At 66.5% G+C, this 21,223-nt stretch carries 13 protein-coding genes and 1 other RNA gene; 6 read left to right on the top strand and 8 right to left on the bottom strand.

All coding sequences use genetic code 11. The features are described from left to right. Positions 1 to 231: 231 nt before the first annotated feature. A complete protein-coding gene (gene pbpC, locus DVS29_RS02715) occupies positions 232 to 2,508 on the bottom strand; it encodes a penicillin-binding protein 1C (RefSeq protein ID WP_118178901.1) in 2,277 nt (758 codons plus the stop codon). Positions 2,509 to 2,536: 28 nt separating this feature from the next. After that, complete coding sequence (locus DVS29_RS02710) at positions 2,537 to 8,677, bottom strand: alpha-2-macroglobulin family protein (RefSeq protein ID WP_118178900.1); 6,141 nt, start codon at positions 8,675 to 8,677, stop codon at positions 2,537 to 2,539. Between the two features lie 206 nt (positions 8,678 to 8,883). On the opposite strand from DVS29_RS02710, the gene DVS29_RS02705 reads away from it, so the two are divergent. After that, the gene (locus DVS29_RS02705) at positions 8,884 to 9,387 is read left to right on the top strand and encodes a MerR family transcriptional regulator (protein WP_118178899.1); all 504 of its coding nucleotides are present in this window, start codon (positions 8,884 to 8,886) and stop codon (positions 9,385 to 9,387) included. Continuing rightward, positions 9,339 to 9,767 (top strand): carboxymuconolactone decarboxylase family protein, encoded by a 429-nt coding sequence (locus DVS29_RS02700; protein WP_118178898.1) that lies wholly within the window; start codon positions 9,339 to 9,341, stop codon positions 9,765 to 9,767. Before DVS29_RS02705 ends, DVS29_RS02700 begins: the two co-directional genes overlap by 49 nt. Before the next feature lie 121 nt (positions 9,768 to 9,888). Here DVS29_RS02700 and DVS29_RS02695 read toward each other — a convergent pair whose 3' ends face one another. The 6 genes from DVS29_RS02695 to trxA all read right to left on the bottom strand — a co-directional run bounded on the left by DVS29_RS02695 (position 9,889) and on the right by trxA (position 16,741). Continuing rightward, positions 9,889 to 11,268: an MATE family efflux transporter gene (locus DVS29_RS02695; protein ID WP_118179064.1), complete on the bottom strand. Its 1,380-nt coding sequence runs from the start codon at positions 11,266 to 11,268 to the stop codon at positions 9,889 to 9,891. A gap of 11 nt (positions 11,269 to 11,279) precedes the next feature. Further along, positions 11,280 to 13,040 carry a glycosyltransferase family 39 protein gene (locus tag DVS29_RS02690; RefSeq protein WP_118178897.1) on the bottom strand — a complete coding sequence of 587 codons (1,761 nt, stop codon included), beginning with the start codon at positions 13,038 to 13,040 and terminating at the stop codon, positions 11,280 to 11,282. A gap of 517 nt (positions 13,041 to 13,557) precedes the next feature. Further along, positions 13,558 to 13,821 (bottom strand): type B 50S ribosomal protein L31, encoded by a 264-nt coding sequence (locus DVS29_RS02685; protein ID WP_118178896.1) that lies wholly within the window; start codon positions 13,819 to 13,821, stop codon positions 13,558 to 13,560. Between the two features lie 157 nt (positions 13,822 to 13,978). Next, a complete protein-coding gene (locus DVS29_RS02680) occupies positions 13,979 to 14,815 on the bottom strand; it encodes a M90 family metallopeptidase (RefSeq protein WP_118178895.1) in 837 nt (278 codons plus the stop codon). A gap of 147 nt (positions 14,816 to 14,962) precedes the next feature. Further along, positions 14,963 to 16,225 carry a transcription termination factor Rho gene (rho, locus tag DVS29_RS02675; RefSeq protein WP_118178894.1) on the bottom strand — a complete coding sequence of 421 codons (1,263 nt, stop codon included), beginning with the start codon at positions 16,223 to 16,225 and terminating at the stop codon, positions 14,963 to 14,965. Between the two features lie 189 nt (positions 16,226 to 16,414). Beyond that, on the bottom strand, positions 16,415 to 16,741 hold the full coding sequence (gene trxA, locus DVS29_RS02670; RefSeq protein ID WP_006048864.1) for a thioredoxin TrxA: 327 nt from the start codon (positions 16,739 to 16,741) through the stop codon (positions 16,415 to 16,417). Between the two features lie 452 nt (positions 16,742 to 17,193). Between trxA and ffs the strand changes: the two genes are divergently transcribed. The 4 genes from ffs to recR all read left to right on the top strand — a co-directional run bounded on the left by ffs (position 17,194) and on the right by recR (position 21,203). Continuing rightward, positions 17,194 to 17,292, top strand: an RNA gene (gene ffs / locus DVS29_RS02665) — signal recognition particle sRNA small type. A gap of 279 nt (positions 17,293 to 17,571) precedes the next feature. Then, the gene (locus tag DVS29_RS02660; RefSeq protein WP_118178893.1) at positions 17,572 to 20,085 is read left to right on the top strand and encodes a DNA polymerase III subunit gamma/tau; all 2,514 of its coding nucleotides are present in this window, start codon (positions 17,572 to 17,574) and stop codon (positions 20,083 to 20,085) included. A 78-nt stretch (positions 20,086 to 20,163) separates the two neighbouring features. After that, complete coding sequence (locus DVS29_RS02655; RefSeq protein ID WP_118178892.1) at positions 20,164 to 20,490, top strand: YbaB/EbfC family nucleoid-associated protein; 327 nt, start codon at positions 20,164 to 20,166, stop codon at positions 20,488 to 20,490. A gap of 116 nt (positions 20,491 to 20,606) precedes the next feature. Continuing rightward, positions 20,607 to 21,203, top strand: coding sequence for a recombination mediator RecR (recR, locus tag DVS29_RS02650; protein ID WP_118178891.1), 597 nt, complete (start codon positions 20,607 to 20,609; stop codon positions 21,201 to 21,203). Positions 21,204 to 21,223 lie beyond the last annotated feature (20 nt).

Raw genomic sequence — 21,223 nt, 5'->3', positions numbered from 1 at the left:
ACACACTCCATTGAGGGCAAAAGTTGAGCCGGGAACGGATTGCAGTCAGCGGACGCTGCCAACAAGGATAGGACAGAATCGCGCCCGTTTCGTGAAAGCCGCCGATTTATACCGGTCCGCGCAGGCGCTGTAAATTGCCTGCCGCACGATTTGACACTTGATGACATCTTCACCGCCGGTCGCGCGTCGCGCGAAGCCCTTCGTTTGGGCTTCGTCGCTGCGCACGACCCGTCACCCCTGCGCAGGCCGACGCGAAGCTGCCGCGCCGGACGCACCCGCCGGTCCAACAGGCCCCGCCGCCTTGCGGGCTGTCGCGCCGCGCACTTCGAAGTGCACGGTATCGGCGACGTTCCCGTTCGGATCGAGCAGTTCCAGCGTATGACGGCCGGGCCACGGCAGCCACGCCACCCGTTCGATCTCGCCCATCGGTTTGCCATCGAGCCGCCACGCGCTCTTCGGCGGGCTGCCGCTCGCGCGCTCGAAGCCGATGCGCTGACGGCTCGCGGGAATGTCGGGATCGAGCGCGAAAATGGTGCCGTCGGTGGGCGATGCGATGCGCGGCGAGCCTTTCGTCGATGGCCCCGTGCGCGCGCTGCCGGCGTCGGCAGCCAGCGCGACGTTGTCGATCTGCGTGCCGGCGAGGAACCAGTCGTCGCGCGCGGGTTCGACCGCGTTCTCGAAGGTCACGTGACTGCGCACGACGCCCGCGGGCGGCGCAGGCGGGCGGCTCGGAAACTGCCGGTGCAGATAGCCGACGACCGCGGCCCAGATCGGCGACGCGCCGGTCACGCCCGACACGTCCCACATTGGCGAGCCGTCCGCGTTGCCGACCCACACGCCAACCGTATAGCGCGACGTGAAGCCGACCGTCCAGTTGTCGCGCATGTCCTTGCTGGTGCCCGTCTTCACGGCCGAATAGAAGCGTGTGGCGAGCGGACTGTCGAAGCCGAACGTGCGCGTGCGCGCGTTGTTGTCGGACAGCACGGTGGTCACGATGTACGCGGCATCGGCGCTGAACACACGCGTGCCGGCGGGTGGGTGCGTAGTCGACCCCCGCGGCAGATCGAACGTCGGCCGCGCAACGCCGCCATTCGCCAGCGCTCGATACGCGTTGGTCAGCGACAGCAGCGTCACGTCCGCGCTGCCGAGCGCGAGACTGAAGCCGTAGTAGTCGCCGTCGTGCGTGAGCGGCAGGCCGAGTGTGGCGAGCGTGCGGCCGAAGCGGTGCGGCGTCACCATCACGAGCGTGCGCACCGCGGGCACGTTCAGCGATGAACCGAGCGCCGTGCGCGCGCTGATCCAGCCCTTGAAGTCCTTGTCGTAGTTCTGCGGAATATAGAGGCCGCCGCCCGCCGGCAGATCGAGCGGCGCATCGTTGAGCAGCGACACGGTGGTGAGACGCCGCTCGTCGATCGCCTGCGCGTACAGGAACGGCTTCAGCGTCGAGCCGGCCTGGCGCAGCGCGAGCACCGAATCGACGTCGCGCGCCGCCGACAGCGCGCCCGACGAGCCCACCCATGCGAGCACGTTGCCCGTCGCGTTGTCGAGCACCACGACCGCGCCGTCCTGCACGTTGCGCCGATGCGCAGGCGCGTTCAGTTCGGTGAGCGTGCGCGTCAGCGTATCGCGTGCGAAGCGTTGGAGCGGCGCATCGAGCGTCGACGTGACACGCTGTCCTGCGACAGGATGCAGTTCGGCGGCGACGCGTCGCGCGAAGTGCGGCGCGAGCATTTCGTCGGCGGGCGAGGTGGTCAGCAGCGCGGGAGCAGGGCGCGCGAATGCGAGCTGCAAGAACGCGTCGAGCCCTTTGCATTCGCCGTCGTCATGCATGTCGTGCAGGATCCGGCACGCGCGCGCGCTGACCTTCACGGCGGGCGCGTTCGGCGAGCGCACCAATGCGGCCGCGACCGCGGCCTCACGATCGTCGAGGCCCGATGGCGCCTTGCCGAACAGCGTGAGCGACAGCGCGGAGAGGCCGACCGTCTCGCCGCGAAACGGCACGAGATTCAGATAGGCCTCGAGAATCTGGTCCTTGCGCCACGATCGCTCGAGCCACAGCGCGCTCATGGCCTGGCCCGCCTTCTGTGTAATCGAGCGCTGGCCGGAGTGCTGCGGATCGTCGTCGAGCAGGCCGGTCAGCTGCATCGTCACGGTCGACGCGCCGCGCGTGCGCGAATTCCACAGGTTCGCCCACGCAGCGCCGGCCGCGCCGCGCCAGTCGACGCCGCTATGTTCGTAGAAGCGCTTGTCTTCCGACACGACGATCGCTTCGCGCAGCGCCGGCGACACGTCCGCGAGCGCGACCCATTCGCCGCGCCGCGCGCTGCGGTCTACGCGCGTGCGTTCGAGCACTTCGCCATCGCTCGCGAGCAGCAGCCAGTCGGAGCTGCGCCACTGCGCGTGCACCTGGTCGAACGACGGTAGCGCGGAGGCTGCGGAGGGCATCGCGAATGCAAGCACGAGCGCGGCGCGCAACATCACACGAACGCGGACAACGTCACGCTTCATCTCGTTGTGTCCATCACGTTCTCCACCTTTACTTTGCCGCAGCCACCGGCTGCACAGTCACCGGCGCATTCGGCACTACGCCGAACGCGGACGGCGCGTACAGCGCTTCGACGCGCGTCGGCGGCAGACCGAACGTGCCGACGTTGTTCAGGCGCACCGTGTACTCGACCGAGAAACGTCCCTTCGGCAGATAGTCGTAGTACGCGCGATAACCGTCGAAGCCGCGCTCGATGAACGCGGGCCACGCACCCTTCGGCGACTTCTCGTCGTTGGTCGCGGCAGCGGAATCGCGGCCGAGCCCCGAGCCGAGGATTGTCGAACCCGCCGGCACCGGGTCGTTCACAACCACCCACGTCATGTCGCTCTGCGCATCGATGTCGAGATGCACGCGCACGATGTCGCCGCGCGTCAGCACACCCTTCACCGCGGGGTCGACCGGCGTCACGGTCTTCGTGATCCGGTAGCCGGACGCGAACGGCGCCTTCAGCGCGACGGCCGCGAGGCTCTCGATCGTCGCCCACGGCTTGCCGGTGCCTTGCTGCGTGAGCGTCAGCGTCGACGGTGCGCCTTGCGCGGTCTTCGGATCGGGCCACGGCAACAGCGTACTGCGCGCCGCAGCGCTTCGGGTCGCGGGCGTTGCAGAAGCGGTAGAGGCCGCAGCGGCACCCGAAGCAGCCGGCGCGCCCGCCGACCAGCCGATCGCGCGCTCGATCGCATCGAGCTGCAACTTCGTCTGCCCGTTGACTGGCGTGCTCTCGAACACCTGCGAGAAGCGCTCGACCGCGAGCGAGCCCCACAGGTTCGCGGTCGTCGTGTCCCACGCGCCGCGCTGCTGCAACGCGAGCAGCCCGGCCACGACGCGCGGCATCTCGTCCTTCCACGCGGGCGCATCGACGAAGGTCAGCGCGAGCCGCGCGGCGTTGGTCTCGGGGCCTTCCATCAGCCACCAGAGGTCGTCGTCGGCTTCGGTCGAAAACGTGAGGCGCGTGCCCTGGTAGGTGAGCCGCGCGCGCAGGATCTGTTCGACCTGCGCGAGCTTTTCGTCTCGCTGCGGAATGTCCTTCACGCGCGACAGGATCCCGTAGTAGTCGATCACCGCCGAGGTCGGCCACTGGTTCGGCGCGATCTCGATCGAGCCGAGCATGCGGCCCTGCGCGGCCCCGTAGCGCGACAGCGCGTCGATCGCCGCGAGCTTGCGCAGGTCGAGGTCCTTGCGCGGCGACCACGCATCGCGCTGGATGCGGCCTTCGACGAAGCCGGTCAACCCGCCTTCGAGCTTGCTGACGAGGTCGTCGGGCAGCGCGAAGCGGTCATCGAGCTTCGACGCTTCGTCGGCGATATCGAGCAGGTACGCGGTCAGCGTGACGCTGCCGGTCGCGCGGCTGTCGTCGTACGGCGGGAAGTAGTTCGCGAGGCCGTCGGAATCGAGATACACCGGCATTTTCGCGATCACTGCCTGCCACTTCGCGGGGTCACGCAAACCGAGCGCGATCGAGCTCTGCTGTTCGAGACAGCCGTACGGATAGCGCTGGAACCAGCGGCGCACGCCAGGCAGTCCGTCGGCGAGCTTCGACTGCAGCGACACCGCGATGCCGCCACGCAACTGGCCCGCATTCGGACCCGCCTGCGACGACGTGGCATCTGGCGGCGGTGCGACCGGCAACGACAGCGTGCCGTCGACCTGTGCAAGCGTCGCCTGCTGCACCGTGACGGGCACGGCCGCCATCACGCGCTGCGCGACTTTCAGCGCATCGCTCGCGTGCGGGCCGCCTTGCTCGGCCGCGGTGAGCGTCCACGTGAGCGACGGCGTCGGCGTATCCGCGAGACCGTCGGGCACCGTGACGGTCCACGAGATTTCGCGCGACGAATCGGGGCCGAGCTGTACCGTTTGCGGATTCAGCACGACACCCGGCGCGTTCGGCGTGACGACGACCTGCATCGTGCGCGTGGTGGTATTGCGCAGCGTGAACTGCGCGCGGAACGCGTCGCCTTCGCGCACGAGCGGCGGCAGACCCGAGATCACCTGCAGGTCCTGGGTGCTGCGGATCGACGTGCTGCCGGTGCCGAACTGTCCGCTGCCCACCGCCGCGATCGCGACGATGCGGAAGCTCGTCAGCGAATCGTTGAGCGGCACGTCGAGCGTGGCGTCGCCGTTTGCGTCGAGCGTCACGCGCGGGTTCCACAGCAGCAGCGTGTCGAACAGTTCGCGCGTCGCGGCATGTCCGCCGCCGCCGCCCGCCGGCACCGCCTTGCGCCCAAAGTGGCGGCGCCCGACGATCTCCATCTGCGCAGTGGCGGTTTCGACGCCGTACGCCCGCCGCTGCAGCATCGCGTCGAGCAGGTCCCAGCTCTGGTTCGGCATCAGTTCGAGCAGCGCTTCGTCGACGGCGGCAACCGCGACCTGCGTGCCGCCCGGCGCCGCCTTGCCGTTCGGCAACGTCACATGCAGTTTCACGTGCGCCTTGCCGCGCACGGTGTACGACTTCGCGTCGGTGGTGACGGTCACGCCGAGGCGATGCGCGGCGGTGCCCACCTTGATCTCCGCGAGCCCGTAGCGGAACGCGGGCTTCGACAGGTCGACGAGCGGCGTGGGCGCCTCATACTGGCGGCCTTCGTACCAGAACGCGCGCACCCATTCGAGCGGCTGTTTCCAGCCCCACGTGAAGAACGAGTACCACGGCACTTCGTGAATCCGGCCGCGCAGCGCGAGCACCGACACATAGACGTTCGGCCCCCACGACGGATCGACCTTCAGCTCGACGGTCGGGTTCTTGCCGTCCAGCTGCACGACGCGCGTATCGATGATGCCTTCGCGTTCGATCGCGACGAGCGCCGTCGCGAAACGGAACGGCGTGCGCACCTGGAAGCGCGCGGTTTCGCCCGGCTCGTAGGTGGTTTTCTCGGGCAGCACGTCCATCCGGTCGGTGTTGTCGCCGCCGAACCAGAGGTCTTCCTCGCGCGTGACCCACATCGAAGTGGTGGCGGTCGATGCATGGCCGTCGCCGTCCTTCGCGGTGACGACGAGGTCGACGTTGCCCGCTTCCTTCAGCTTCGCGTCGCACAGCATCAGGCCGTGGTCGTCGCTCTTGCCGCTGCACAGCGTGCCCAGATCCTTCGTTTCGGTGTGGTTGTCGTACGCATAGAAACCGCCGACCATCCGCTTGCGGGTCGTCGTCGTGATGCGCGCGATGCCGCGTACTTCGAGCGGCACGCCGGCGCGCGGCTTGCCCTGCAGATCGACCGCGAGCGCCTTCACCGGCACCGTGTTGCCGACCGACACCCACTGCCCGGACTTCACGCCCGCGACCACGGCCGCCGGCCATAGCGTTGCGTTGCCGCTGATGGTCTGCACCTCGCCGTTCGGATCGGCGAAGGTCGCTTCGAGCGCGAGCTGCTTCGGCGCCTTCACGTCGGGCAGATCTTTCAGCGTCAGCGTGCCTGAGCCGTTGCGATCGAGCGTGAGCGCGAGCTTGTCGGCGATCAGCTTCGCTTCGTCGCTGTCGGGCGTGGAGTCGGCGGTGTTGTCCCCGGGGTTGTCTTCGTCCGACGTGGTCTGGTCGTCGTTGGTGCTCCTGCGCGGCTGCCACGACACGAAGCTGAAGTCGGGGTAGGTGTCCTCGAACGACGGCGACGTGCTGCGCATCAGCGCGGACACCTGCACCGGCAGGTTCGACGCGGCGCCGCCCGACACATAGTCGAGCTGCACGGCCACATCGGCGGATTTCGCGGCGACAAGCGGCTGGGTCTTCTCGTTGCGTACGCCGATCGTTCCTTTGAACACCGGCAGGCGGAATTCCTCGACGCGGAAGCTGCCGGAGTCGTAGCTCATGTGCACCGACGCGTCGCTGCTGTCGCTGTCGCTGTCGTCGTTGCTGTTGTTGTCGCCGCTGTTGTCGTTATTGTCGGCATCGTCGCTGGTGGCGTTCGGGTCGCCGTCGTCGAGCGTTACGTCGTATTCGCCGAGCTTCGCGGCGGTCGGGATCGTGAACGTCGAGTCGGCGCTGTGATCGGCGGACCACTTGAGCGGCAGATGGTAGGTCTGGCCGCTGCCGAGATGGCGGATCGTCACGCGGGTCGGATAGCGCTTCGGGAAGTCGAGGCCGTGCATCGTCTCGACGCGAATGAAATGCTTCATCGACACGGTCTCGCCCGCGCGCAGCAGCGTGCGGTCGAACACGGTGTGCGCGCGCACGGTGTCGTTGCTGCTCGTGTCCGTCGGCACGTTGAAGCGCCACGCCTCGATGCCCTGATTCCAGTCGGAGCGCACGAAGGCCATGTCCGGGCCCGTCTTCGGATCGTTCACGCGGGCCGACACGAAGAAGCCGGAGAAGCTGTCTTCGCCGCAACGCTTCAGCGCTTCGAGCGGCTTGCCGATCGTCAGTACGCCGCGCGGGTCGGTCTTGCCGGTCGCGATTTCGTCGCCGTTGCAGTCGGTCACGCGCACGTCGGCGTTCGGCACCGGCTGACCCTTGTCGAGCGACGTCACCCACACGACGCTGTTTTCACGGCCGGCCTTCAGATGCACGCCGAGGTTCGTGATCAGCACGGCGGTGCGCACGTACATCGGCAGCGGCCGGCCGAGCAGCGACGCGCCGAGGCGCGGCGACGACAGTTCGATCACGTAGAAGCCCGGCTTCGCGACCGGCACGCCGACCACTTCGAACGGCCGCAGCTGCTTCGGATCGGCCTTCGGCAGCGTGAGCGCTTCGACGCCTTGCTGGCCCGCCAGCAGCGACAGGGAGCGGATGTCGATCTGCGGGTCCTTGTTGCCCGCATCCTCGCCGTCCGTATGGCGCACGATGATCGAGCCTTTCGAGCGCTTCAGCAGCCCCGGGTCGAGCTTCTCGATGCGCGAGCGCGACATGTCGTAGCCATCGAACTGGTCGACGAGATCCATCCAGCGGCGGACCTGGCCGTCCTGATCGATGCGCAGCTTCGCGAACTGCGCGTTGGCCGTGTTTGCGTTGAGTCCCGCGATATGCAGGTCCGCTTCCACGTTGCGCAGCGTGACCGGCACGAGCGCGGGCGAATCCGGCTCGGCAAAGCGCTCAATGATGCCGAAGCTGCCCGACGAGAACTTCGCGAGCGGCGGCATCGGCGCGGTGGGCGTCTTGAACGGAAACTGGTCCGCGTTCGACAGCGGCCGGCCGCTCACATCCTTGAGGCCGGGCGGCACGGTGATCGTCAGGTCCGCGTGCTCGGGCAGCGGCGCGGCGAATTGAACCGTCGAGGTTTCGGTGTCCTTGTCGTCCGGAGAGAAGGTCGGCGCGATCGCGCCGTTCGGGCCGTTCAGGCGGATTTTTTCGGCATCGCTGCGCGCGATCGGCGCGTTGAACTCTAGCCGGATCGGGCTCAGCGGCGTGCACGCCGCTTTCTCATTCTCGCGCTGGCAGGAGAAGCTCGCGGCAAATGCCTGACGCACGTCGAAATCGAAGCGGCGTTCGACGTCGTTCGCGATGCCGCTCGGGCTCGCGACGCCCTTGCCATACACGAGCTGCATCTTCGTGCCAGCCGGCATCAGTTGCGCGCACGACAGCGTCAGCACGCGCGCGGCGTCTTTTTCGAGCGAGAAGCGCTTGAGGAGCGCGGCGCGGGCCGCGTTGTCGAGCGACTTCACCGGCACGCGGTTGCCGAGCCCGCTGGATTCGCACCAGATGTGCTCGCGCACAGACGCATCGGTGGCGGGGCCGTTCAGCGTCAGCACGAACGCCTGGTTTTCCTCGATCTCGCCGCCGTACGGCTGGACGTTCTTCACGAACGGACCGCCGGTCTGGAACGCGTAGCGCGCGGCGCCCGTCACCGGGTGGCCGCTCACCGCCTTCAGGTCCGGCGTCAGGTTGACGGTGCAGCGCACGCCCGGTGGCATGTCGGCCGCGAAGTCCCACGCCCACGTTTTCTCGTCGATCCAGCGGCCCTGACCGACGCCCGCGGCGGCGTCGCTGCACTGCACGCGGCCGGGGGCGGCCGCGCCGGGCGAGCCGAACGGCACCATCGCCTCGTCGAACTTGACGACCACCTGGCGGACCTGCGCGACCTTGCCCTGCGGCGTGACGCTGACCGCGCGTGCCGCGTCGGCGCGCCATGCGCTGCCGGCCAGCGTGAACGCAAGCGCGGACATCGCCGCGGCCAGGAACCATTGTTTTCGTTGACGACGGGTGCCGCTACGCATTGACCGCGCTCCTGAGGCTTTCAGAATGCCCGCGATTCTACCGACGCTTGTTGCGCTTCATGCAATGCTTGGTAAAAAAATTTGCGATGGATCAGGTCGGACGTCGCTTGAAGCGTGCATTACGTGCAAGGGTAGGGCGTCAGCGCGGGTGACAGCATCCAGTGCTTGACTTAGAGTGCACTCGAAGTCCTAACCTGAGTTCCGTCATGTCGAAAGCACTCACGATCGGTCAGGTGGCCGCGGCCACCGGCCTCACCGCACACACGCTGCGCTACTACGAGCAGGCCGGCCTGCTGCAGGCGACCGGCCGTACGGCGGCGGGGCATCGGCTCTATTCGCCGGCGGATCTGGACTGGCTGCAGTTCGTGATGCGTCTGAAGGCGACCGGGATGCCGATCGTCGGAATGCAGGCGTTCGCGAAGCTGCGCGCGCAAGGCGCGGCGACCTACGACGCGCGCCGCGAGATGCTCGACGCGCACCGTAGCGCGGTGCTCGCGCGGATCGGCGAACTGCAGACGAATCTTGCCGCGATCACGGACAAGATCGACTGGTACGACGATGCGATCCAGGCCCCGCCGGCGGTCACGACGCAGCAGCCTGGCCAAGACGCCGATCGGCATGACGAATTTTCTCAATCGCAACCACAGGACGAGGATTCGCCATGGATAACGCACACAACACCCGCTACACGCAGGGCTGGCAAAAGCTGAAGGAAATCGACGGGGAGGTCGGCGAGAAGGTGATCGCCGTGCTCGCGCCCATCGCACCGGATTTTGGCCGGATGCTGATCGAGTTCGGCTTCGGCGATATCTACAGCCGGCCGCAGCTGGACCTGCGCGCACGCGAAATCGCGACCATCGCGGCGCTTGCCGCGCTCGGCAACGCGGCGCCGCAGCTGAAGATTCATATCGAGGCGGCGCTGAACGTCGGTTGCACGCGCGACGAAATCGTCGAGGTGTTCATGCAGATGGCGCTGTACGCGGGTTTCCCGGCGGCGCTCAATGCGCTGTTCGCCGCGCGCGAGGTGTTCGCGGCGCGAGGGATGGCGGATCTGCCGCCTGAAGAGGTCGCGATGCTGGAGACGGCGTAGCCCGGACGAGCGGGTGACGTTCAACGCTGATCGGGCGCGCTGACGGCGCGTGATAGCGGAGCGCGCTAACTGAGCGTAGTAACTGAGCGTAGTAACGCCGTGTACAGCGATTCTGCGCCAGCTATGCAGCCGGATCGCCGTGCGTCGCGCGGTCGGAGAGGAGCCGCCGGCCGCTGATCACACGCCAGTACACGAGCAGCCCCGCGCCGGCGACCGCCAGACTCGCCATGTTCGCAAGCCAGAAACCGCGCGCGCCGGTCAGCGCGACCGGCACGCCGCCGCTCACGTTGAAGCCGAGTAGATACCCGCCGCCGAGCCCGACGCCCCACAGCGCGACCGCGTAGATCACCGTCGGCACGACCGCCACGCGGTACGCGCGCAGCACGAACGCGGTGGTAACCTGCAGCGCGTCGAACAGGTGATAGAACACGACGATCAGCACGAGCGGCATCGCGGCCATCGCGACCTGCGCGTTCGGCGTATAGCCGGCGATGATCAGCGGGCGCAGCGCGAGCACGATCGCGCCGTACACGAACGCGATCGTCACCGCCATCGCGATGCCGTGGCGTGCGATCGTATGCGCCGCCTGGATGCGGCCGCCGCCGAGCGCCTGCGCGACCAGCGTCGACGACGCGATGCCGATGGAAAGCGGCGTCATGTACAGCACCGCGCCGACGTTGCCGGCAATCTGATGGCCGGCGAGCGTCGTCGTGCCGAAGCGCGCGATGAAGAGCGCCATGAACGTGTACGACGTCACTTCGATCAGGTACGACAGGCCCATCGGAATGCCGAGCTTCAGCAGTTCGAGCTGCCGTTTCCATTCGGGCAGACAGAAGCGCGAGAAGATCGCGAAGGGCGTGAACACTTCCACCCGGGCGAGTAGCGTCATGCCGACGACGGCGAGCAGCCAGTTGATCCCGGTGCTCGCGAGCGCGCAGCCGGGGCCGCCGAGCGCCGGCACGCCGAGCCCGCCGAAGATGAACCAGGTGTTGAGCGGAACCTTGATGAGGAGCGCGCCGACCTGCAGGATCATCACGAGCCGCGGCTTGCCGACCGCGTTGGTCAGGCTGCTGTACACGCGAAACGCGAGGCTGGCGGGCAGGCCGAACGCGAGAATCTGCAGATACGACACCGTGCGCTCGCGCAGCGCCTCGGGCGCGTGCGCGATCTGCAGCAGCGGCTGAGGGTGGTACAGCAGCACGAAGCCGATCAGCATCAGCGCGAACGCAAGCCACAGCGCCTGGCGCACTTCCGCGCCGATCTCGTCGTAGCGCCGCGCGCCGTAGAGCTGGCCCGCGATCGGCTGCAGCGCGGTGAGAATGCCGGTGAGGCCGATATAGATCGAGATGTAGATCGACGAGCCGAGGCCGAGCGCGGCCAGATCGGTAGCGGAATAGCGTCCGACCATCGCGGTGTCGATCACGCCGAACGCGATGATCGCGAGCTGGCCGATCAGCACGGGCCACGCGAGTGCGGCGATCTTCCGCACATCGGCGAGCATGCCCGGCACGGTCACTGTTTCCTGTAGTGCTGTTCGTGGCGCTTGACCGGCGGCACCGGCCGGTCGATGCGCACGTACAGGCGGAAGCGCTCGTCGCGGTCGGCGACACGGCGTCCTTCCCACACGAGCTTCCAGATGTAGGTGGGCATCGAGCTCGGCTCGCCGAAGTCCTGGGTGTCCTGGCGCAGGATCACGTCGCAGTCGTCGTCGAACGAGAAGTGCATGTTGCCGAAGTACGCGAACGTCGCGATCTGAGCATCGCCTAAGCGCACGGGCGAGATGCAGGTGTAGTCGGCGGGCAGGTGGCTTGCAATCTGCTGCGCGACGTCCTTGTACGTACGGCTGTAGTTGACGACCGGCAGCCACAGCGTCATCAGCAGCACCCACATCAGCGTGGTGCCCGCGCTCGACAGCACGACACTGCGCCACAGCACCTTCGGATGCCGCGCGATGCGCCATTGCACGAGCGCGATCCAGCACACCGTGACCGCGATCGCGCAGACGAAGGAGAGAATCTTGAACTCCGGCGTGAAGCCGGGCGCGAGACGCGCGAGGTTGCGCGCGAGCGGATGCGGAAAACCGGTGAGACCCGCGAGCCACACGAGCCACACGAAGCTGCCGAGAATCGTGAAGCTCAGCACGGCGAACCAGTCGAACGCGTTGATCGCGCCGCGCTTCAACGTGGGCAGCGCAAACGTGGCGAGCACCGACAGCGCCGGCAGCAGCAGCATGTACAGCCGGTTCGACTGATGCGCCTGCAGCACGACGAGAATCAGCAGCGGCACGATCACGGACAGCGGAATCGCGACGTGCGGCGCGCGGCGCAGGCCGGCCCAGCTGAAGAACGCCCACAACGCGAGCGGCCACGCGGGCCACGTGAAGAGCGGCATGTTCTTCAGCGCATATTGCAGCGCGGGCCCGGCCGAGCCACCGACCGACGCGAGGCTCGCGTAGACCCACTGGTTCAGGAACCAGACGCCGTCGTCCGGGAAGCGTGCGATCGCAACGAGCGGCCACGACAGGCCCAGCACCAGCGCAACCGGCAGGCCCACGAGCGCGAGCCAGCGCCAACGCCAGCGCGATTCGCGCACGAACACGCACATCGCGATGGTGCCGACGATCAGCGCGCCCACCAGCACCGGATTGCTCGCGAGGGTGACGAGACCGACCGCGAGGCCCCACCAGAGCGCGCCCTGGATCGGCTTGTCGATCATCCGCACGAGGCCGTAGACGAGCATCGCGACGAGCACGAACTGCATGACCTGCGGCGTGGTTTCGTGGCCGCGTTCGGCGAGACCGAAGCAGGCGAGCAGGATCAGCAGCGCGCCGTCGGCGAGCGTGCGGCCGTAGTCGCGCGGCTCGGGTTCGCCGCCGAACGCGTACTTGAACGGCTGCACTTCGGCGCGGCGGCCGAGCAGATAGGTTGCGTACCAGACGAACGCGCACGCGGCGCAGAACAGCAGGCCCGTGAATACGCGCGACGCGTTGCTCGCATCGACCCACGGCGCGAGCCCGCGGATCGACGCGGCGCCGAGCCAGTAGCCGAGCGGGCCGTCGGCGGTCATGTATTTGCCGACGAGGTTCGGCAGCAGCCAGTCGTGCAGGCCGCCTTTGGCCATCGTCCACATTACGCCGAAGCCGGCGGCGTCTTCGTTCTTCCACGGGTCGCGGCCGAACAGCCCGAACGATGCGTACACGATGCAGATCGTGAGCAGCAGCGAGCGCGGCAGGGCGCTGGTCGCAGAGGCTGTGAGACGAACGACTGGTTTCATGCGGATGTGAGCGACGAGGAAAGCGGTTCAGCCGGCGCGGGCGGGCAATGTTCGAATGGGTACGCGGCGTAGGTCATGACGTCTGGCGCGTGCTGTTATTGCATGCGCGCCGCGCGCTGCATCGGTTACCCCGTGCCGCGAAGCTGGCCGATCTGGAGCATCCGGCATTGTAGACGGGGCGGGCAGCCAGCGTCATCTCGGCTAAAGCGGGTGTTTCCGGACTGTCTTACCGATATGCAAGGCGCGTAACTCAGGGCGCTAATTCAGGGCGCTAATTCAGGGCGCTAATTCAGGGCGCTGATTCAAGGCGCTGATTCAAGGCGCTGATTCAAGGCGCGGTATGGCTAGCCCGAAATGCAGCGCGCATTGGCTGGCGCATTGATCGGCGATGAAATGCGCTGCCCCAGCCTTGCGCGAAACAGGCGCCGGAAACGAAAAGGGCAGCCTGGGCTGCCCTTTCGATAGACCGGCCGATTCGTTGATCCGCCGGTGTGAAGCCTTGCAGGCCGGCGCGAACTTACTTCGTGACCTTGCCCGTGGCGCGTGCGCCGAACTTCTTGTTGAACTTCTCGACGCGGCCGGCCGTGTCCATGATCTTCTGCTGGCCCGTGTAGAACGGGTGCGATTCCGACGACACTTCGATCTTCGCGAGCGGGTACGTCTGGCCGTTGAATTCGGCCGTTTCGCGCGTCTGGATCGTGGAGCGCGTCACGAACCTGAAGTCGTTCGACACGTCGACGAACAGGACTTCGCGGTAATTCGGGTGAATGCCTTCTTTCATGGTCTTTCCTTTATCTGGCGGTAGCCAGCCCGCGACGGCTGTTCCGGCGGGATGCCGGTTGACCGGGGTGCGAACCACTTGCCTGAGGTCGAAAAACGGCGATTATGCCAGATAATCAGACGCTTGGCGAATACCTGGGGAGTTTTTTGCGAGGCAATCAGGGCGTGCCGCCCTCCAGCGCGCCGACCTTCGCCGGGTCCTGCCGGTAATAGCGCGCGAGCAGCCGGTACAGCTCCGGATATTCGGCCTCGAACCCCTTCGGCTGGACGAACAGCGCCTCGCTGCAGACCGCGAAGAACTCCGACGGGTGGTCGGCCGCGTACGGGTCGATCAGCGATTCGCGCTCGAAGCGCGCCCAGCGGCGCTCCGGCACCGCGTCGACGCGCGCGCAGAACTGGTCGTACGCGTGATCGAACACGTCGGCCCACGCGGTGTTGTCGAGCGGCGCGTGCCAGCGCCGGAAGAGGGGCGGATGGCCGTCCGCTTCGCCCGTCAGCATGTCGATCTTGTGCGCGAACTCGTGGATCACGACGTTGTACGCGTCGCGCCCGCCGGTCATCTGCGCGTCTTCCCACGACAGGATGACCGGACCGCCTTCCCACGCTTCGCCGCTCGCTTCCTGCTCGATTTCGTGCACGACGCCGTCCTCGTCCTCCACCGTCTTGCGGATCACGAACTCGCCTGGATACACGACGATCCCGACCCAGCCGCGATAGAGATCGAGGCTCAGGTTCAGCACCGGCAGGCAGGCCTGGACCGCGATCGCGACGGTCATTTCATCGGTAAGTTCGAGTTCGTGCGCGGTCGAAAACGACTTCTGCGCGATGAAGAGGCTCGTCAGCTCGCGCAGACGGACGAGGTCGCCGGCATCGAGGTGCGTGAGGAACGGCAGGCGCAGGAGCGTGGTCCGCCAGAGCGCATCGGCGATCGCGAAGTCGCGCAGCGTTCGTTCGCGACGGCGGGCGCCGAACCACTGGTTGAGTCTGGAAAGCATGAGCTACCTGGCTGGTCGATCGGTTGCTGCAGCCTTGGATTATAAGGAGTCGCGAGGTCGGCGAGATGTGTGTTGTGCAGCGCCTGAAATGAACAAGGCCGTCCGGTTGCCCGGACGGCCTTGTTTTGCCTGTGCAGACGCGCGCGCTTAACCGCCGCGACGCATCATGTCGAAGAATTCGGAGTTGTTCTTCGTCTGGCGGATCTTGTCGAGCAGGAATTCCATCGCCTCGACTTCGTCCATGTCGTGGATGAACTTGCGCAGCACCCAGATTTTCTGAAGGATGTCCGGCTTGATCAGCAGTTCTTCGCGACGCGTGCCCGACTTGTTCAGGTTGATCGACGGGTACACGCGCTTTTCCGCGAGACGGCGCTCGAGGTGCACTTCCATGTTGCCGGTGCCCTTGAACTCTTCGTAGATCACGTCGTCCATGCGGCTGCCGGTTTCGATCAGCGCGGTGCCGATGATGGTGAGCGAGCCGCCTTCCTCGATGTTGCGCGCGGCGCCGAAGAAGCGCTTCGGACGTTGCAGCGCGTTCGCGTCGACACCGCCCGTGAGCACCTTGCCCGATGCCGGCACGACCGTGTTGTAGGCGCGCGCGAGACGCGTGATCGAGTCGAGCAGGATCACCACGTCGTGCTTCATTTCGACGAGACGCTTGGCCTTCTCGATCACCATTTCGGCGACCTGCACGTGACGCGCGGCCGGTTCGTCGAAGGTCGATGCGATCACTTCGCCCGCCACCGAGCGCTGCATTTCCGTCACTTCTTCAGGACGTTCGTCGATCAGCAGCACGAACAGCACGACGTCCGGATGGTTCTGCTTGATCGCATGCGCGATGTGCTGAAGCATCACCGTCTTGCCCGACTTCGGCGACGCGACGAGCAGGCCGCGCTGGCCCTTGCCGATCGGCGCGATCATGTCGATGATGCGGCCCGTCACGTTTTCTTCGCCGCGCATCTCACGTTCGAGCAGCAGCACCTTGTTCGGGTGCAGCGGCGTCAGGTTTTCGAACATGATCTTGTGCTTCGACGCTTCCGGCGGCTGGCCATTGACCTTGTCCACCTTCACGAGCGCGAAGTAGCGTTCGCCGTCTTTCGGCGTACGGACTTCGCCTTCGATCGTGTCGCCGGTATGCAGATTGAAGCGGCGGATCTGCGAGGGGCTGATGTAGATGTCGTCCGTGCTCGCGAGGTACGAGGTTTCCGGCGAGCGCAGGAAACCGAAACCGTCCGGCAGGACTTCGAGCGTGCCGTCGCCGAAAATCGTCTCGCCCGTCTTGGCGCGCTTCTTGAGGATCGCGAACATCAGTTCCTGCTTGCGCAGGCGGTTCGCACTTTCGATCTCGAGGCCATTGGCCATCTCGATCAATTCGGACACGTGCAGAGACTTAAGCTCGGATAAATGCATACGGAGAACCCGCCGGGGAGGAGAAGCTGCGACGAAAGAATTTGGGAGGAGAAGTGAGCGGAACCGCTCAAAGACTTAGACGTCTTGTAGACGTTCTGTGGATTCTAGCATAGCACATGCCGATTTCCGCCTGTCGGGCAAACCGGCATGTGTTCACTGCGCGTGTTGTCGGGTCACAACAGGAACGGCTTAGAGATTGCCGTCGAGGAACGCGGTGAGTTGCGACTTCGACAGTGCGCCGACCTTCTGCGCGGCGACCGCGCCGTTCTTGAAGAGGATCAGCGTGGGGATGCCGCGCACGCCGAACTTGACCGGCGTCGATTGATGCTCGTCGACATTGATCTTCGCGATCTGCAGACGGTCCGCGTAGTCTTTCGCGACCTCGTCGAGGATCGGGGCAATCATCTTGCAGGGACCGCACCATTCGGCCCAGAAATCGAGCAGGACCGGCTTGTCGGATTTCACGACGTCCTGTTCGAACGATGCGTCGCTGATATGTTTGATCTGTTCGCTCATTGATGAAATACCTCTTCTGGTTCGAGGCCCGCCTGAATTGCTCGCCACGATACACTAAAAACGCACCTGGTTCCGCGCGCCTGCTTCAGCGCGCGACGTTCCGCTATGTTCCGGTTACGCAGCAGTCGAAACGGCCACCGAATCGCGGATGCGCAACACATCGGTACGCCAGTTTAGCCCAAATTGCTATGCGTTGCCCGTGGTGATAGTGCCCATACGGACAGTGGGGGTAGTTCCCTCGTAAAGCCTGTCCGGCGCGGGTTTCGCAGGATGCTCGTGCAGTGCTTGTTCCGCATCACGACGGCTAGATGGAGGCGTCCGCAGCGAACGCAAGAGGGCGCGTGCGCGCTGCCTGCTGGTGGCACGGCATTCTGCCTGTCGGCGGCGCGGCATTGTGCAAGTGCATCAATCGGCAGTCGCGTTGTGCGCTCACCAATGGTAGAATGCTTCGTGACGGGCCTCCTCGCATGGAGGGGCGGTGAACCTGGTCAGGTCGGGAACGAAGCAGCCACAGCCGTTATCCGCCAGTGCCGAGGGTTGGGCTCGTCACCTTCCTCCTGTAGTTCCTCTTTGGTGTTCCCCTTTAGCAGTTTCCCCTGTCGTTCCGCCACGCATGACAGACACGTCTTCGCACGGGTTTTTCGCAGTGTCGTCGCGGTGTCATGCTCGCTGGTCTCTGCGCTGGTTCCTGTTTTAGCTTCCGGTTTTTCCTCTCCAGGCACCTGCATTGCGCGTGGTCGCGCGTCGCGCTGTCCTGGCTGCCATCGCGCATAGGCCGCATGGCTCGATCCGGCCGTTTTGCGCGTCATTGTTACTGATACAATTTCCGGATGACCTATCAAGTTCTCGCACGCAAATGGCGGCCGAAGGATTTCGCGTCGCTCGTCGGACAGGAGCACGTGGTGCGCGCGCTCACGCACGCGCTCGACGGCGGCCGTCTGCACCATGCCTATCTCTTCACCGGCACCCGCGGCGTCGGCAAGACGACGCTGTCGCGCATCTTCGCGAAGGCGCTCAACTGCGAAACCGGCGTAACCGCCACGCCCTGCGGCGTGTGCCGTGCGTGCCGCGAGATCGATGAAGGGCGCTTCGTCGATTACGTCGAGATGGATGCAGCGAGCAACCGCGGCGTCGACGAAATGGCCGCGCTGCTCGAGCGCGCGGTGTACGCGCCGGTCGATGCGCGCTTCAAGGTCTACATGATCGACGAAGTGCACATGCTGACGAACCACGCGTTCAACGCGATGCTCAAGACGCTGGAGGAGCCGCCGGCGCACGTCAAGTTCATCCTTGCCACGACGGACCCGCAGAAGATTCCGGTCACCGTGCTGTCGCGCTGCCTGCAGTTCAACCTGAAGCAGATGCCGGCCGGACACATCGTGTCGCATCTGGAGAACATTCTCGGTCAGGAGCAGATTCCGTTCGAAGCGCAGGCGCTGCGCCTGCTCGCGCGCGCCGCGGAAGGTTCGATGCGCGACGCGCTGTCGCTGACCGATCAGGCGATCGCCTATTCGGCGAACCAGGTGACCGAAGACGCGGTGCGCGGCATGCTGGGCGCGCTCGACCAGAGCTATCTGATCCGCCTGCTCGACGCGCTCGTAGCCGGCGATGGCGCGGCCGTGCTGGCCGTCGCGGATGAAATGGCGCTGCGCAGCCTGTCGTTTTCCACCGCGCTGCAGGATCTGGCGAGCTTGCTGCATCGGATCGGCTGGGCGCAGGTCGCGCCGTCGTCGGTGCTCGACGAGTGGCCCGAAGCCGCCGATCTGCGGCGCTTTGCCGGCGAGGTGTCGCCGGAGCAGGTGCAGCTCTTCTATCAGATTGCGACGATCGGCCGGGCCGAGCTCGGTCTCGCGCCGGATGAATACGCCGGCTTCACGATGACGCTGTTGCGGATGCTGGCGTTCGACATGGCGTCGGGCGGTGCCGTCGGCGGTGCGAGCGGCGCGGGTCCCGCGGGCGCGACGGGTGCAACAGGCGGCGGTAGTCGTACAGGCGCGGCAGGCGTGCGGACGCCGCCGGTAGCTGCTGCGTCCGGCGCGACAGTCGAGACGCCAGCCGCACGCGCGGCGGCAGCAGCTCCGGCGCGCGAGGTTGCCGCGCCGGCGTCCACGTCCACGTCATCGGTCGATGCCGGCAAGCCGGCAGCCGATCGAAGCGGTGCAGCGGATCGGAACGCGGCCCCGACCCAGGCAGGCGCACCGGTCGATGAAGCGGCCGCCGTGCAGCCGCGCGAATCGATCGTTGAGGCCGTCGAAGCCCCGACCGATGTACAACCGCGTCAAGCCGACTCGCAAGCTGATTCGCTGGCGCAGCCCGAGGTTGCCGCGGACGCTTCAGCGTCGCGAACCTCCACGCCCACGCATGCCTCCGCGCCCACGCAACCCGTTGCGGCACAACCCAGCGCGCAAGCACCGGCCGAAACGTCTGCGCCTCGCCGGGGCGGCGGTGCGAGCGCCGCGCTCGACGTGCTGCGCAACGCCGGCATGAAAGTTTCGACGGACCGAGGCCGTGCAGGTGCAGCAGCGCCCGGCGCGACGTCCGCACATACAGCCACACCGGCGGCACCGGCGGCACAGAAACCCGCCGCCGCACCGCGCGTCAACGTGCCCGTGCCGACGGTCCCGACACCCGGCGCGCCACGCCGTCCAGACCCGTCCGCATCTCGCGATGCCGCGCCGGCGGCGCGCGCCGCAAAGCCGCAGTCGACCGACACCGGCGCGAGCGCGGCACCGCCCTGGGACGACGTGCCGCCAGACGACTACTTCGTACCCGCCAGTGCCGACGACGGCTACTTCGCACCGCCCGACGATCACTTCATGCCGGTCTTCGATAGCGGCCCCGACGACGTCCGCGTGCGCGAAAGCGCAACCAGCACACCCGCCGCGCCGCCTGTCGATTTGCGTCCGCTGCCGGCCGGGATCGCGCTGAACGCGATCGGTTTCGACGGCGACTGGCCCGCGCTTGCTGCGAGCCTGTCGCTGACCGGCATCGCGTATCAGCTCGCGTTCAACAGCGAGCTGACTGCACTCGACGGTCGCACGCTGAAGCTGAACGTGCCGGTCCCGCAGTACGCCGATGCGGCGCAGGTCGCGAAGCTGAAAGCGGCGCTCGTCGAGCGTCTGCCCGAAGCGGTCGACGTGACCGTCGAAGTCGGCCCGGCTCGCCGCACCGCGGCCGCGCTCGATGCGCTCGCGCGCGCCGAGCGTCAGCGCGAAGCGGAGCGCGAGATCGGCGCCGATCCGTTCGTGCAGTCGTTGATCCGCGATTTCGGTGCGAGCATCGTGCAAGGCTCGATCCGCCCGTTGTCGAACGACGCATCGCGTGGCGCGGCCAGTCCGCGCTGACGCCATGACCCATACGGCCGGCGAGGGCATCGTGCGCTCCCGGCCAGCCATCCCACACGATCCAGAAGGAGCACGTCCATGATGAAAGGCCAACTCGCCGGGCTGATGAAGCAGGCCCAGCAGATGCAGGAAAACATGAAGAAGATGCAGGAACAGCTCGCACAGATCGAAGTCGAGGGTCAGTCGGGCGCGGGCCTCGTCAAGGTCGTGATGACCTGCAAGAACGACGTGCGTCGCGTGTCGATCGATCCGAGCCTGCTCGCCGACGACAAGGACATGCTCGAAGACCTCGTCGCGGCCGCGTTCAACGACGCCGTGCGCAAGGCCGAGGCCACCGCGCAGGAAAAGATGGGCGGCATGACCTCCGGCCTGCCGCTGCCGCCGGGCTTCAAGCTGCCGTTCTAAACTGCGTCCGCCGCGCGTGCGTCGGGCCCGGGTCGTGACCGATCCGTGGCCGCGACGCGCGCCGGCAAGGCCGCACGCTCCCGCACCGTGACCGGCCAACCGTCCGACGATCCTGCATGAAACCACCTTCCGCTCTATCTGCGCTCGTCGAAGCGCTGCGTGCGCTGCCGGGCGTCGGGCCGAAATCCGCGCAACGGATGGCCTATCACCTGATGCAGCACGACCGCGAAGGTGCCGAAAAACTCGGCCGCTCGCTGCTGTTCGCGACCGAGCATCTGCGGCACTGCGAGAAGTGCAACACGTTCACCGAAGCGCAGATCTGCGAGGTCTGCCTCGATGAAGAGCGCGATCCGACGCTGCTGTGCGTCGTCGAGACCCCTGCCGACCAGATCATGCTCGAACAGACGATGACCTGGCGCGGCCTGTATTTCGTGCTGATGGGACGTCTGAGTCCGCTCGACGGCATCGGCCCGAAGGAAATCCATTTCGACCGGCTCGTGAAGCGCGCGTCCGACGGCATCGTGAAGGAAGTGGTGCTCGCCACCAATTTCACGAACGAAGGCGAGGCGACCGCGCATTACCTCGGCCAGGCGCTGAAGGCGCGTGGGCTTGCCGTCACACGGCTTGCGCGTGGTGTGCCGGTGGGCGGCGAACTCGAGTACGTCGATGCGGGCACGATCGCCCGCGCGATGCTGGATCGCCGCTCGTTGTGACGGGTCGGCAGCGACGGTTT

It is taken from the genome of Paraburkholderia phosphatilytica, assembly GCF_003443895.1.
GTDB classification, from domain to species: Bacteria; Pseudomonadota; Gammaproteobacteria; order Burkholderiales; family Burkholderiaceae; genus Paraburkholderia; species Paraburkholderia phosphatilytica.
This window is presented reverse-complemented; position numbering and strand designations above follow the sequence as displayed.

Bases quoted from the DNA above. Each gene is read 5' to 3' on its own strand.
- pbpC (WP_118178901.1), bottom strand. From the start codon at position 2,508: ATGAAGCGTGACGTTGTCCGCGTTCGTGTGATGTTGCGCGCCGCGCTC.
- DVS29_RS02710 (WP_118178900.1), bottom strand. From the start codon at position 8,677: ATGCGTAGCGGCACCCGTCGTCAACGAAAACAATGGTTCCTGGCCGCG.
- DVS29_RS02705 (WP_118178899.1), top strand. From the start codon at position 8,884: ATGTCGAAAGCACTCACGATCGGTCAGGTGGCCGCGGCCACCGGCCTC.
- DVS29_RS02700 (WP_118178898.1), top strand. From the start codon at position 9,339: ATGGATAACGCACACAACACCCGCTACACGCAGGGCTGGCAAAAGCTG.
- DVS29_RS02695 (WP_118179064.1), bottom strand. From the start codon at position 11,268: ATGCTCGCCGATGTGCGGAAGATCGCCGCACTCGCGTGGCCCGTGCTG.
- DVS29_RS02690 (WP_118178897.1), bottom strand. From the start codon at position 13,040: ATGAAACCAGTCGTTCGTCTCACAGCCTCTGCGACCAGCGCCCTGCCG.
- DVS29_RS02685 (WP_118178896.1), bottom strand. From the start codon at position 13,821: ATGAAAGAAGGCATTCACCCGAATTACCGCGAAGTCCTGTTCGTCGAC.
- DVS29_RS02680 (WP_118178895.1), bottom strand. From the start codon at position 14,815: ATGCTTTCCAGACTCAACCAGTGGTTCGGCGCCCGCCGTCGCGAACGA.
- rho (WP_118178894.1), bottom strand. From the start codon at position 16,225: ATGCATTTATCCGAGCTTAAGTCTCTGCACGTGTCCGAATTGATCGAG.
- trxA (WP_006048864.1), bottom strand. From the start codon at position 16,741: ATGAGCGAACAGATCAAACATATCAGCGACGCATCGTTCGAACAGGAC.
- DVS29_RS02660 (WP_118178893.1), top strand. From the start codon at position 17,572: ATGACCTATCAAGTTCTCGCACGCAAATGGCGGCCGAAGGATTTCGCG.
- DVS29_RS02655 (WP_118178892.1), top strand. From the start codon at position 20,164: ATGATGAAAGGCCAACTCGCCGGGCTGATGAAGCAGGCCCAGCAGATG.
- recR (WP_118178891.1), top strand. From the start codon at position 20,607: ATGAAACCACCTTCCGCTCTATCTGCGCTCGTCGAAGCGCTGCGTGCG.